We start from the raw sequence: 13863 nt of genomic DNA, 5'->3' as shown, positions 1-13863 counted from the left end.
ATGATTTCAAAAGACGCATTCCAAAAAGAATTAGACTTAATAATTGCCAATGCCATTCGGGAAGACGTGGGCGATGGAGACCATAGCTCATTGGCCTGTATTCCTGATTCCGCAACAGGAAAGGCTAAACTTTTAGTAAAAGATGAGGGCATAATTGCCGGTATTGAATTTGCAAAACAGGTTTTTGCGTATGTTGATGAAGGATTAGAGGTAGAGACTTTAATCGAAGATGGTTCACAAGTGCAGCATGGAGATATTGCTTTTTATGTGAGTGGCAGTTCTCAGAGTATTTTAAAGGCAGAGCGACTTGTTTTGAACGCCATGCAACGTATGAGTGCTATAGCTACCAAAACCACTTTTTTTGTAAAACTTTTGGAGGGAACCGGAACCAAGATTCTCGATACCCGTAAAACCACACCGGGGATCAGGGCATTAGAAAAATGGGCGGTAAAAATAGGAGGAGGTGAAAATCATCGGTTTGCGCTGTACGATATGATTATGCTGAAGGATAACCATATCGATTTTGCAGGTGGCATTACCCAGGCAATTAAAAAGACCCAAGACTATTTAAAAGAAACGGGGCGTGACCTTAAAATAATCGTGGAGGCCCGTGATTTAAATGAAATTAAAGAAATTCTTAGGTCTGATGGAGTATACCGAATTCTCATCGATAATTTTAATTATGAAGATACGCGTACTGCGGTGAACTTAATTGGCGAAAAATGCCTCACGGAATCCTCAGGGGGAATTAACGAAGAGACCATTCGTCAATATGCAGAATGTGGTGTGGATTATATTTCTTCAGGGGCTTTAACGCATTCGGTCTACAATATGGATTTGAGTTTAAAAGCGGTGTAAATGTCGCAGGAGATTGAGGAGAAAATAGCCAAAATTCCTATTATCAATAAACTGGCCTTGCTCTTAAAAGAGGTGAAGTTACCGGCTTTTGAAGGGCTTTCTCTTTATGACCTAATGGAAATGTACATTTTTGGCATTTTTAAAGGGGCAATCTCCACAAGGGCTAGTGCCATTGCATTTAGTCTGTTTTTGGCGCTTTTTCCCTTACTTATTTTTCTAATAACCTTGGTTCCGTTTATCATACCCTATGTAAGCATAGGCAATGCGAATTTCGATTCTCAGTTCTTGGTATTTTTAGAGTCCTTTTTACCATCTGCAACGAGTGATTATTTTGGGGATATCTATCAGCAGATAAAGGACCAGAAACGGGGCGGATTGCTGTCTTCAGCCTTTTTATTTTCTATTTTTTTAATGGCGAATGGCGTAAACGCTATTTTTGGAGGTTTTGAAAATTCGTATCACGTAGAACTTACCAGAAGTTTTTTCCGTCAGTATTTATATGCCCTAATGGTAGGCTTGATTTTATCCATTCTATTGATTGTGGGTGCAGTGGCCTATGTCTATGTAGAATTTTATATACTGGACTATCTAAGTGTTTGGGCTGCCAAAACCAGAGGATATGACCTTACGGAAAACGATATTGTGGGCGCTCAGATCGGCAAAGTGGTATTCTTTGTATTGTTGTCTTACTTTACCACGGCCATTCTTTACTATTTTGGCACTTTAGAAGGGAAGCATGCCAAATTTTTTTCCATAGGCGCCTTGATGACCACCTTGTTATTCATGCTTACTTCTTATCTTTTTGGGGTTTATGTTGAGAAATTCGCAAGATATAACGAATTATATGGTGCCTTGGGCGGTTTGTTGATTCTAATGGTATATATCTGGTTAAATTCCAATATATTGTTGCTAGGGTTTGAGCTAAACGCTTCCTTAAATTCCCTAAGAAAAACCTATAAAAAGGAATGATAAAACCATTTAATTGTATTCTATTCGCATTCTTATTCTTCACAATTCAGCTAATTCAATCTCAAAGTGTTTTCGGAACATGGAAAACAATTGATGACCGTACTGGTAAACCTAAGGCCATCATCGATATATATGAAAAAGACGGCCTTATGTACGGCAAGGTGATTGAGATTGTGGAGGAAGGAAAAGAAAACTTCATCTGTGAAAAATGCGAGGGCGACCGCAAAGATAAGCCCGTTCTAGGGATGCATATTATTGAGGAAGCAGAACATGTAGGGGATGGGGTCTACAAGGGAGATACGCTATTTGACCCTCAACAGGCCATGACTTTTAGATGTAAAATATGGTTAAATCCGGATAATCACGATGAATTAAAAGTTAGGGGCTATCTTGCATTTATTTACCGCACCCAAACCTGGCAGCGCGTAGATGGCTAGATTCTAAATATTGTATGGAATATTTTATTGATGTTGTCTTACCTATTCCTTTAGAGAAGCTTTTTACCTATAGTATAACCCAAGCCGAGGGCGAAAATTTGAAGCCTGGCATGCGGGTGGCTGTTCCCTTTGGAAAATCAAAAATCTATACAGGCCTCGTACATCGGGTGCATAATGAGCCTCCACAGGCCTATGAAGCCAAGGAAATAGATAGAATTCTTGACGAACATCCTATTGTAAATCCTTTCCAGCTAAAGCATTGGCAGTGGATAGCCGAATACTACATGTGTACTTTTGGTGAGGTCTTTCGTAGTGCCGTACCCAGTGCCTTTCTTTTGGAAAGTGAAACTTTGATTTTATTGAGTACCGAAGCCGTTATTGAGGAATCCGCTTTGGAAGACGATGAGTTTTTGGTGTTTGAAGCACTACAGCACCAATCTAGCTTAAAAGTACATGAAGTCAGTTCTATTGTGGACAGGAAAAATATACTTCCAGTATTGAATAGGCTTATTGAAAAGAATGTCATTCTGCTGAAGGAAGAAATCTATGAGCAGTACAAACCCAAATTGGTGAAGTATGTACAATTGGGAAAGGAATATCTATCTGAAGAAAAACTGGAAGCCCTTCTAACCGATTTGAGTCGAGCACCAAAACAAAGTCAGGTGGTGCTGGCGCTTTTTCAACTACAGGCTGTTTCTCAAAAGCCGATTAAAGTCACTGAATTGGAACAGGAAAGCGGTGCTTCCAAAGCGGTCATCAAAGCTTTGGTCGATAAGCAGATTTTAGAGGAATATTATATACGTAGAGATCGGGTGGATTATGAAGGGGATGGTGGGGATGAAGAAGTAAAATCATTAAATGAGTATCAAGAAAAAGCCTTATCCGATATTCATAAAGGTTTTGAAAATAAAAAACCCGTTTTATTGCATGGCGTTACCTCATCCGGAAAAACGGAAGTCTACGTTCAACTTATTGAAGATTGTATCAATAAGGGAAAGCAAGCGCTTTACTTGCTTCCCGAAATTGCATTGACAACCCAATTGATAGGTCGCTTGCAAGAATATTTCGGGGAAAAAGTTTCCGTTTATCATTCTAAATACAATGTACAGGAAAGGGTAGAGGTGTGGAACAATGTGCTGCATCAAAAAAGTAAGGCCCAGGTGGTCATTGGTGCCCGTTCCTCTTTGTTTCTTCCTTTTTCCAAATTAGGATTGATTATCATTGATGAAGAGCATGAAGGCTCCTTTAAACAATTTGATCCTGCCCCACGTTATCATGCCAGGGATGCCGCCATCGTTTTGGGAAATTTACACGGCAGCCAAGTTTTGTTGGGTTCGGCAACTCCGAGTATTGAAAGTTACCTGAACGCCAAGACCGGAAAATATGGCTTTGCTGAAATCAAAAGACGTTTTGGGAATGTACTAATGCCAGAAATAGAACTGGTGGACCTTAAGGAGCAATCCCGAAAAAAACTAATGAAGGGTCATTTTTCTGAGCGATTATTTTTGAAAATAGAAGAAGCTCTAAAGGAAGGGGAACAAATCATCCTTTTTCAAAATAGAAGGGGCTATGCGCCCATTGTGGAGTGTACTACTTGTGGTGTTTCGCCCCAATGCCCTAATTGTGATGTAAGTTTGACCTATCATCAATACAAAAAACAGCTTCGCTGCCATTATTGTGGGTACCACACCGCTTTGCCCGAAAGTTGTCAAGCCTGCGGAAGTCCTACACTGGACACCAAAGGTTTTGGTACTGAACAGGTAGAAAAAGAACTGGAAACCTTATTTCCAGATGCCAAGACTTGGCGAATGGATCTAGATACCACTCGTGGGAAACATGGGTATGAAAAAATTATTACTGCCTTTGAGCAACAGGAAATAGATATTTTGGTGGGTACCCAAATGCTTACCAAAGGCCTCGATTTTAGAAATGTAAGTTTGGTGGGAATTATGAATGCAGATTCCTTATTAAACTTCCCTGACTATAGGGCTCATGAACGCTGTTTTCAATTATTGACGCAAGTTGCCGGTAGGGCAGGGCGTACCCAAAAACGAGGAAAGGTCATTGTTCAAAGCTATAATCCATACCATCAGATATTGACTCAAATGTCTACCAATGACTATGAAGGTATGTTTAAAGAACAATTATATGAGCGAGAACAATACAAGTATCCGCCAAAGAATAGAATTATAAAAATTACTTTTAAGCATAAGGATTACAATAGACTTAATGAGGCGGCGGAGTGGTTTGCGAAAGGACTAAGGAACAGCTTGGCGGGTAATGTCTTGGGACCGGAATACCCTCCCGTGGCACGAATTAGAAACCAGTATCTAAAAAATGTATTGGTAAAAATACCTAAAAGTACATCGGTGGGCGGGGTTAAAAAGGGTATTAGAAGATTGGAGAAGTCATTTAATGCCATTGCTCCTTATAGAAGTGTACGTATCATATACAATGTAGACCATGTATAAAAAAAGCCCCGTTTAAGAAACGGAGCTTGCGTATTTTTAAAGAAGTAGAAGTTTAGACGTTGCTAAGTGCTTCGGCCAACTCTGTTTTCTTGTTCCTGCTTAAAGGAATGGATCTACCGCTAACCTCAACATTTTTACTGTTGAACTTTTCAATTTTTTCCAGGTTAACGATATAGGATTTATGTATTCTAAGGAACTTGTCCTCCGGCAGTTGCTTCTCAAAAGACTTCATGGTGGACAGAATAACAATGTTGGCTTCATCGGTTACCAACTTAATATAATCTCCGAGAGCTTCGATCCACTTGATATCATTTAAAATAACCTTTCTTTTCTTAAGATTACTTTTAACAAAGATATGCTCCTCATCTTCTTGAACTTTGTGCAATTGCTCATATTTAGCCACAGCTCTTTTTACAGATGCATCAAACCTTGCCATAGTAATAGGTTTGTGTAGGTAATCTGTCACATCGTAGTCAAAAGCTTTAAGGGCATAATCCGGTTTTCCGGTAATGAGAATTACTTGTGGTCTGTTTTCTAATGATTCCAAAAGATCAAAACCACTAATGATGGGCATTTCAACATCAAGAAAAATAAGATCAATCTCGTTGTTCTTGATTCCATTTTTTGCTTCGATCGCATTGCTGTATTCGGCTACCATAGCTAAATTGGGATGACTGTTGACCAGCTTTGCTACTGCCATCCGCTGCATGGACGAATCGTCGACAATAATACTTCTTAATTTCATAAATGGGTCGATTTGTGGGGTTAAATCATCGACAAAATACTAAAAATTGACGTTTATCTGCAAGTAATCTTGTAAAGTTCGTCAGGTTTCCTGTGTAATTTGCAATGACCATAGGTTAAGATTTGGTTAAGTTCGATTTTTTATGGTTTACCAATCTATAACGAAGAATATTCGGATTTCTTGTGAAGTGTAAGAAATATTATTACTTTTGCGCTCCTAAAAAATATACATTTATGAACCATTACGAAACTGTTTTCATTTTGAATCCCGTGCTTTCTGATGATCAGATAGCGGAAACAGTTAAGAAATTTGAGGATTTCTTAATTAACAATGGCGCCAAAATGGTCTCTAAAGAAAACTGGGGACTTAAGAAATTGGCATATGCCATACAACACAAGAAAAGTGGTTTTTACCATTTGTTCGAGTTCACCGCTCCTGGAAGCGTAATTGCTCCTTACGAGCAAGAGTTCAAGAGAGATGAACGTATTATGCGGTTTTTAACCGTAAAATTAGACAAGCACGCTATTGAGTGGGCAGAGAAAAGAAGAACAAGGTTAAAAGCTAAAGCGTAAGTATCATGGCAACATTACAACAGCAAGCAAAAGGAAAGAAGGATGGGGAAATCCGTTATTTGACCCCATTGAACATTGAGACCAATACGAAAAAGAAGTATTGCCGTTTTAAAAAATCCGGAATTAAGTACATTGATTACAAAGACCCGGATTTCTTGATGAAATTGGTAAACGAGCAAGGTAAACTTTTACCTAGAAGACTTACCGGAACTTCTTTGAAGTACCAACGCAAAGTGGCCCAAGCGGTAAAGAGGGCACGTCATTTGGCTCTAATGCCATACGTAGGCGATCTACTAAAATAAATTTAAGGCAAGATGGAACTTATATTAAAACAAGACGTAGAGCATTTGGGCTTTAAAGATGATATCGTAACAGTAAAGAACGGTTACGGTAGAAATTATTTAATACCAAGGGGCATGGCCACTATGGCTACCTCTTCTGCTAAAAAAGTTCTTGAGGAGAACTTGAAGCAAAGAGCCCATAAAGAGAAGAAGATTGTTGATGCCGCAAAATCCACAGCAGAAGCCTTAAGTACATTGGAAGTTAAGATTCCTGCTAAAGTTGGTGCTGGTGATAAACTTTTTGGTTCTGTAACTTCTGCAGATTTAGCAGGTGTATTGGCCAAACAAGGGCATGAAATCGATAAGAAATATATCAGTATTAAAGGTGGTGCCATTAAAAGAGCAGGACCTTACACTGCAGATATAAGATTACACCGTGAGGTTAACGTTCAATTTGATTTTGAAGTTATTGCCGACCAGAAATAAACGGTTGATAATCATTGATAACTTTAAAGAGCTATGCGTGCATAGCTCTTTTTTTTTTACTTTATTTTTGCAAAAAATTAACACAAACTCATTATTATGAAGAAGTTTCACCTTTTTGCATTTTTGACGTTTTTTACCCTTTGCCTCACCGCGCAGGTTACCACGTCCAACATGTCAGGTTCTGTTACTGACGATCAAAACGAACCTTTACTAGGGGCCAATGTGGTTGCTGTGCACACGCCCACGGGTACTACCTACGGTGCAATTACCAATGAAGACGGTCTTTTTAAGATCTTAAACATGAGGGTTGGAGGCCCCTATGAAATTAAGGTTTCTTACATTGGATTTAAAGAACAAACTATAAATGATGCGTATCTATCTCTTGGTAAAACTTTTACGATCGATGTGATATTGATTACTGAAAGCCAAGCTTTGGACGAGGTTGTTGTGATTTCAGATAGGGGTGGAACTTTTGGCAGTGACCGTACGGGTGCCGAGACCAGCGTTGGCAGAAGAGAGCTAACTCGCTTGCCTACCATTTCTAGGTCCGCTCAAGATTTCACTCGATTGGAACCTTCTTCCACAGGTAATTCATTTGGAGGTAGAAACGATCAGTACAATAACTTTTCTTTAGATGGCGCTATTTTTAATAACCCTTTTGGTTTGGATGCGCCTACGCCTGGTGGACAAACAGATTCGCAGCCTATTTCCTTAGATGCTATCGACCAGATTCAGGTATCCTTGGCGCCTTATGACGTGACCCAGTCTGGGTTTACAGGTGCAACGGTTAATGCCGTTACCAAAAGTGGAACCAATGAATTTCATGGTACGGTTTATGGCTTTTTTAGAAATGAGGATTTGACCGGTGGAAAGATCAAAGGGGAAGATGTGGTAAAACCGGATTTAAAGCAAAATCAATACGGTCTTAGCATTGGTGGACCTATCGTTAAAAACAAACTTTTCTTCTTTGCTAATTTTGAAAGAGATCAAAGAGATGATTTAGGAACAAATGGTTGGGTGCCTAATACAGGTTCTGGAGCTATCAATGAATCTCGAGTTTTGGAAAGCGACTTGATGGGAGTACAAAATGCCTTATCAGGACTTGGATATAATACGGGAAGGTACCAAGATTTTACCTATGGTGCAGAATCTACAAAAGGTATAGTTAAATTGGATTGGAACGTAAACGATGACCATCGGTTGGCGTTAATCTATAATTTCTTGAGTGCTTCCAAAGAGAAGCCAGCTCACCCTACCGCCTTGGGTATTCGTGGCCCTAGTGCACAAGTTTTACAATTTGAGAATAGTGGCTACGAAATCAATAATAACATCCAGTCGCTTCAACTAGAATTGAACTCAACCTTTGGTGATAATGCCACCAACAAATTGCAGGTGGGCTACACCCATTTTGATGATTATCGTGATGCGCTTTCATCTCCAATCCCTGCAATTACTATTCAAGATGGTGCTGGTAGTAACTATATCATTGCGGGGCATGAACCTTTTTCTATTAACAACAGATTGGATCAAAAGGTTTTTCAGGTGACCAACAATTTCAACTACTTTGTAGGAAACCACACTTTTACCGTTGGTGCTTCTTTTGAGAAATTCCAGTTTGACAATTCCTTTAACCTTGGTGCTTACGGATATGACGAAAACGGGGATTTTGTTCAGGAAATTGGGGCTTTTGCAGCTTACCCAAGCTTGGCCGAGTTCTATGACGATATCAACGATGGCTCCATGGCAATAGCCATTGCCAATGCCGAAGCTCTTTTTACGAATAGTAATGCCGCTGGTGAAGGTAACGATGGCGGTTGGGCCTTGGCCGAAACCAATGTGGGGCAGTTTTCCTTTTATGTGCAGGATGATTGGAGCGTAACTCCAGATTTTAAATTGACTTACGGGGTTCGATTTGACAAGCCTCTTTATTTTGATACTCAAGATAAAATTCAAGAGAACATCGCCAGAAAGCCATTTACTTTTGACCCTACCATTTCCTATTTCAATCCGCAAACAGATCAAGAAACCTTGCTGGATTCAGAAACCTTACCAAGCAATGATTTCTTGATTTCGCCAAGAGTAGGCTTCAACTGGGATGTAAATGGTAACCAAAGAACACAAATACGTGGTGGTAGTGGTGTATTTACAGGCCGCTTTCCTTTTGTTTGGTTAGGTAATCAGGTTCAGGGCTTAGATTCTTTCTTTTATCAGATTGTAGACCCTGATTTCAAATGGCCACAGGTTTGGAGAACAAATATTGGTGGAGACCACCGTTTTGAAAGTGGTGTGATAGTAACGGCAGATGTGTCCTACACCAAAGATATCAATGGTGCTCATGTTCAAAACTGGGGACTCAGAAACCCTTCTGGAACTTTGAACGCCCCGGGTGATAACCGTCCGGTGTATGCAGCAGGTGATAAAGGAAACAATGCCTATGTATTCACTAATTCCGATAAAGGTAGAATATGGAACGCTTCTTTAAAAGCTCAGAAAAACTTTGATAACGGACTATACGCTAGTTTTGCATATAACTATTTGAATGCAAAAGATGTAAATTCCATTGAAGCTGAAATCACAGGTGATGCCTTTGATTTTAATCCCAATTATGGCGATGCCAACGCAGATGTATTATCCTATTCAAAGTATGGGGATACTCACCGTTTTATTGGGGTAGGTTCAAAGCAATTCAATTATGGTAATGACAAATGGTCTACCACTATTTCTACTTTCTTTGAGTACGCACAGGGTGGACGTTTCAATTATACCTATGCTGGCGATATCAATAATGACGGTTCTTTTCAGAACAACGATTTGTTTTATATTCCCACCGAGGCAGAAGTTCAGCAGATGCAGTTTTCTGGAGCTGGGCAGGCAGAGGCCTACGAGCGTTTCATTCAACAAGATGATTATATGAGTGACAACCGTGGGGAATATTTTGATCGCTACGGGGCTTTGTCTCCTTGGAGAGGAAAATGGGATGTGAAGCTACTTCAAGATTATAGGTTAACCGTTGCGGAAGACAAGGTTCATACCATTCAGTTCAGTATGGATATTTTGAATTTCGGTAACTTATTGAACAGTGATTGGGGCTTGGTACAACAGCCAAATGCATTAAATCCTATATCCGTAAGTGTAGACCCCAATACCAATACACCTACCTATACTTTTAATCAAGGGCTCACTGAAAGTTTTGTTTACGACGCGAGTTTGTTGTCTCGTTGGCAAATTCAATTCGGATTGAGATACATTTTCTAAGAAAAAAGATATTTATTGGGAAAGGCCGTGCTTTTAGCATGGCCTTTTTTTATTTTTGCCCGATAATTCAAAGGACGATTAGTTACCGAAAAGAAAAGGTTTGAAATACACGAGGCTTACAAAACAACAGTTGGAAGAATTACATCCAGAATTTATTAATTTTCTGGCTACCCAATCGATTACCGCCGATGAGTGGAAAGATATCAAAGAAAATAAACCAGAAGTTGCCGAAGAGGAAATCGATGTTTTTAGCGATTTGATTTGGGAAGGGGTATTGGCAAAAGTCAATTACTTGGAAAATGTCTCCTCACAACAAATGCACCTTTTTCATTTGACCGAAAAGGAAATGAAATTACTTTCGGTCAAGGTAATGAATCCAAAAATAGATTTGACCACTACTGAAGGTTTTGCATGGTTTAAAAAAAATTGGCAATCGGATTTTGTGGAGTACCTTACGGCATCAAAAGCATACTCAGAGGATAAGAACTTAGATAAGTTTGAGCTTATCCAACAAGGTGCCGTTATCACCAAAGGCGATTTGTACCAATGGTTTGATAACATTATCAATTAAATACAAATTTCAATCAGTTTTCATTTAGGGCTTTTTTAAATAGACATGATATAGCCCTCTACTCATAATATTTTAAAATGGCCCAGAAACCAGGAATACCAAAAGGAACAAGGGATTTTTCTCCCTCTGAAGTACAAAAGCGTAACTATATTTTCGGTATTGTACGCAAGCATTTTGAAACTTTTGGATTTCAACCTATTGAGACGCCCTCTTTTGAAAATTCCGAAACCCTAATGGGTAAGTACGGGGATGAAGGTGACCGATTGATTTTTAAAATACTGAATTCTGGAGATTATCTAAAAAAGGTAGATGAAGCCACTTACGTGGCCAAGGATACAGGAAAAATGACTCCCAAAATTTCCGAAAAAGCCCTTCGTTATGATCTCACCGTACCCTTTGCGCGTTATGTGGTCATGCACCAAAATGAAATTGATTTTCCTTTTAAGCGTTACCAAATTCAACCCGTTTGGAGGGCAGACAGGCCGCAAAAAGGTAGGTTTAGGGAGTTTTTTCAGTGTGATGCTGATGTGGTCGGGGCCAATTCCCTATTACAAGAAGTGGAATTGGTACAGTTGTACGATGCTGTTTTTACCAATTTAAAATTGGAAGGTGCTACCATTAAAATGAACAACCGTAAGATTCTTTCCGGGATTGCGGAAGTTATTGGAGCTCACGACCTCTTAATTGATTTTACCGTTGCCTTGGATAAGTTGGACAAAATTGGGGAAGAAGGCGTAAAAAAGGAAATGTCAGAAAGAGGGTTGACTGCTCAGGCAATTGCCAAGGTAGAACCCTTGTTTTCTTTATCCGGAAGTAACCTGGAGCAACTTCAGGCCCTCAAAAAAATGCTGCAAGATTCCGAAATTGGAACTAAAGGTGTAAAAGAGTTGCAATTTATTATAGAAACCGTTGAAGAATTAGGTCTTCAGTCCGCCAATCTGGCTATTGACGTCACCCTCGCTAGAGGATTGAATTACTATACCGGAGCCATTTTTGAAGTCGCAGCTCCCAAAGGTGTAAAAATGGGATCTATTGGCGGCGGCGGAAGATACGATGACCTCACCGGTATTTTTGGATTGAAGGATGTGAGTGGTGTAGGCATTTCTTTTGGATTGGACCGTATCTATCTGGTACTTGAGGAACTGAATTTATTCCCTCAAGAAATTGAGCAATCCCTTCAGGTATTATGCCTCAATTTTGGCGAAAAAGAATCCCAAGCAGCACTGAAATTAGTTACTGAGCTGCGTAAAAATGGCATTAAAGCCGATTTATATCCTTCATCGGCCAAAATAAACAAGCAATTTAAGTACGCCAACAATAGAAATGTGCCCTACGTAATTTCGATTGGGTCTCAAGAATTGCAAAATGGGGAATTCACAGTAAAAAATATGCAAAGTGGGGAGCAAGTAAATTACGCGCTATCTACACCTAAGGACTTTATTGAAAATCTATAAGCGTTTTTTTATTTCAGTAGTAATAGTTTTGTAATAATCGAGGGAGTGTGCTACATATTTCTTTAGATTGGCCATGCCCCAAGTTTCTTGAGCGAAAGTGATAAGTGGTATTAATGCTAAATCGTTTACTTCACTTTCTTGCTTAGTGAGCTTATTTAAAGGAACTGTGAGTTTACAAATAAAAACGTGGTTAAACTCCTTGTCGATAAGAGTCTCCGAGTGTTGATGGAATGATTTGAATATCCCAATTTTCTCAAGGTCATTTCTCTCAATGGTCAAACCTATTTCTTCTTGCACTTCCCTAACTGCTGAATCTAGCAAATTTTCTCCGGCTCCAATATGGCCAGCCACAGAAACATCCCAGAGTAGGGGATGTGTGTCTTTATTGGCCGCTCTTTGCTGTATGAGCACCTGTCCGTTTTCGGTATAAAACCAAATATGAACTGATTGGTGGTACCAGCCGTTTTTATGCGCTTCCGATTTCATGGCTGTTTTGCCGGTCAATTTTCCCTCAGAATCTAAAATATCTATGAGTTCATCCATATAAAAAACCCTCCAAAAAGGAGGGCGATTTGATTAATCAAAATAGCTGAAGGTTTCTCCTTCTTCAATATTGAGCAAGGTTTCGTAAATAAGTCTGATAACATTTTCCACATCATCTTTATGTACCGTCTCCACGGTGGTATGCATATATCTAAGAGGCAAAGAAATCAAAGCAGAAGCTACACCGCCATTACTATAGGCAAAGGCATCGGTATCAGTTCCAGTAGACCTAGAAGCGGCCATCCGTTGAAAAGGAATTTTATTGGCTTCGGCCGTTTCAATAATACGTTCCCTTAGTTTATTTTGAACGGCAGGAGCGTACGAAATAACAGGTCCAGCACCAATTTCAGTATGCCCTTGCGTTTTTTGCTCGATCATTGGGGTAGTGGTATCATGACAAACGTCTGTAATGATAGCCACATTGGGTTTTATGGTCTGGGTAATCATCTCCGCTCCACGAAGGCCTATTTCCTCTTGCACCGCATTGGTAATATATAATCCAAAAGGCAATTTTTTCTTGTTCTCGTGCAATAGTCGGGCAACTTCGGCCACCATAAATCCACCAGCTCTGTTATCTATGGCTCTACAAACAAACTTGTCCTTGTTTAGAATTTTGAATTCATCTGGGTAAGTAATAACACAGCCTACATGAACACCCATTTTTTCAACTTCTTCTTTGTCCTTGGCGCCTATATCGATAAAAATATTGTCCAGTTTTGGGGGTTCTTCCTTGGACTTATCACGGGTGTGGATGGCCGGCCATCCAAAAATGCCCTTGACAACGCCGTTTTTTGTATGAATGTTTACCCACTTGGAGGGTGCAATTTGATGGTCACTACCACCATTTCTAATTACATACAGAAGTCCGTTATCAGTAATGTAATTAACATACCAAGAGATTTCATCAGAATGCCCTTCAATAACCACCTTATACTTGGCATCTGGGTTAATGACACCCACAGCGGAACCATAGGTGTCTGTGATGAATGTATCTACGTACGGTTTTAGATAATCCATCCAGATTTTCTGTCCCTCCCATTCATAACCGGTAGGGGACGCATTGTTAAGATATTTTTCAAAAAACTCGAGCGACTTTTTTGTTATTATTTTCTTATTAGCCATTTAAATTAGATTTACCTACAAACTTAGCAATATTCACTTTTAATTAATAATAAGCGTTCTTAATTATCGTTAATTTTGGCAAGGCTTTTGCACTTTTAC

At 39.5% G+C, this 13863-nt stretch carries 13 protein-coding genes; 10 read left to right on the top strand and 3 right to left on the bottom strand.

Going from position 1 to position 13863, the window contains the following annotated elements:
- The 4 genes from nadC to priA are packed head-to-tail and all read left to right on the top strand — an operon-like array spanning window position 1 to window position 4735.
- Entirely contained in the window at window positions 1-858 is an 858-nt protein-coding gene (gene nadC, locus IL355_RS08645; protein WP_192461764.1) for a carboxylating nicotinate-nucleotide diphosphorylase, read from the top strand.
- Complete coding sequence (locus IL355_RS08640; protein WP_192461763.1) at window positions 859-1827, top strand: YihY/virulence factor BrkB family protein; 969 nt, start codon at window positions 859-861, stop codon at window positions 1825-1827.
- Window positions 1824-2264 (top strand): DUF2147 domain-containing protein, encoded by a 441-nt coding sequence (locus tag IL355_RS08635; protein ID WP_192461762.1) that lies wholly within the window; start codon window positions 1824-1826, stop codon window positions 2262-2264. The genes IL355_RS08640 and IL355_RS08635 overlap by 4 nt, the downstream gene beginning before the upstream one ends.
- A 14-nt stretch (window positions 2265-2278) precedes the next feature.
- The gene (gene priA, locus IL355_RS08630; protein WP_192461761.1) at window positions 2279-4735 is read left to right on the top strand and encodes a replication restart helicase PriA; all 2457 of its coding nucleotides are present in this window, start codon (window positions 2279-2281) and stop codon (window positions 4733-4735) included.
- 52 nt (window positions 4736-4787) lie between these two features.
- Here priA and IL355_RS08625 read toward each other — a convergent pair whose 3' ends face one another.
- Entirely contained in the window at window positions 4788-5480 is a 693-nt protein-coding gene (locus tag IL355_RS08625) for a LytR/AlgR family response regulator transcription factor (RefSeq protein WP_192461760.1), read from the bottom strand.
- Window positions 5481-5713: 233 nt separating this feature from the next.
- On the opposite strand from IL355_RS08625, the gene rpsF reads away from it, so the two are divergent.
- From rpsF to hisS, 6 genes are all read left to right on the top strand, one after another.
- Window positions 5714-6052, top strand: a complete 339-nt coding sequence (rpsF, locus tag IL355_RS08620; protein WP_187457609.1) for a 30S ribosomal protein S6 — start codon at window positions 5714-5716, stop codon at window positions 6050-6052.
- A gap of 5 nt (window positions 6053-6057) precedes the next feature.
- On the top strand, window positions 6058-6354 hold the full coding sequence (gene rpsR, locus IL355_RS08615) for a 30S ribosomal protein S18 (RefSeq protein ID WP_100868856.1): 297 nt from the start codon (window positions 6058-6060) through the stop codon (window positions 6352-6354).
- A 12-nt stretch (window positions 6355-6366) separates the two neighbouring features.
- Window positions 6367-6819, top strand: coding sequence for a 50S ribosomal protein L9 (gene rplI / locus IL355_RS08610; protein ID WP_192461759.1), 453 nt, complete (start codon window positions 6367-6369; stop codon window positions 6817-6819).
- Window positions 6820-6915: 96 nt separating this feature from the next.
- Window positions 6916-10074, top strand: a complete 3159-nt coding sequence (locus tag IL355_RS08605) for a TonB-dependent receptor (RefSeq protein WP_192461758.1) — start codon at window positions 6916-6918, stop codon at window positions 10072-10074.
- Window positions 10075-10174: 100 nt separating this feature from the next.
- A complete protein-coding gene (locus IL355_RS08600) occupies window positions 10175-10645 on the top strand; it encodes a DUF6495 family protein (protein ID WP_192461757.1) in 471 nt (156 codons plus the stop codon).
- A 77-nt stretch (window positions 10646-10722) separates the two neighbouring features.
- Window positions 10723-12099 (top strand): histidine--tRNA ligase, encoded by a 1377-nt coding sequence (hisS, locus tag IL355_RS08595; protein WP_192461756.1) that lies wholly within the window; start codon window positions 10723-10725, stop codon window positions 12097-12099.
- Here hisS and IL355_RS08590 read toward each other — a convergent pair.
- Both IL355_RS08590 and IL355_RS08585 read right to left on the bottom strand, forming a co-directional pair.
- Window positions 12094-12642, bottom strand: a complete 549-nt coding sequence (locus IL355_RS08590) for an NUDIX hydrolase (RefSeq protein WP_192461755.1) — start codon at window positions 12640-12642, stop codon at window positions 12094-12096. The two genes, hisS and IL355_RS08590, sit on opposite strands and share 6 nt — an antisense overlap.
- Window positions 12643-12675: 33 nt before the next feature.
- On the bottom strand, window positions 12676-13764 hold the full coding sequence (locus IL355_RS08585; RefSeq protein ID WP_192461754.1) for a M42 family metallopeptidase: 1089 nt from the start codon (window positions 13762-13764) through the stop codon (window positions 12676-12678).
- Window positions 13765-13863 lie beyond the last annotated feature (99 nt).

It is taken from the genome of Euzebyella saccharophila (assembly GCF_014855495.1).
Lineage (GTDB): Bacteria > Bacteroidota > Bacteroidia > Flavobacteriales > Flavobacteriaceae > Euzebyella > Euzebyella saccharophila.
This window is presented reverse-complemented; position numbering and strand designations above follow the sequence as displayed.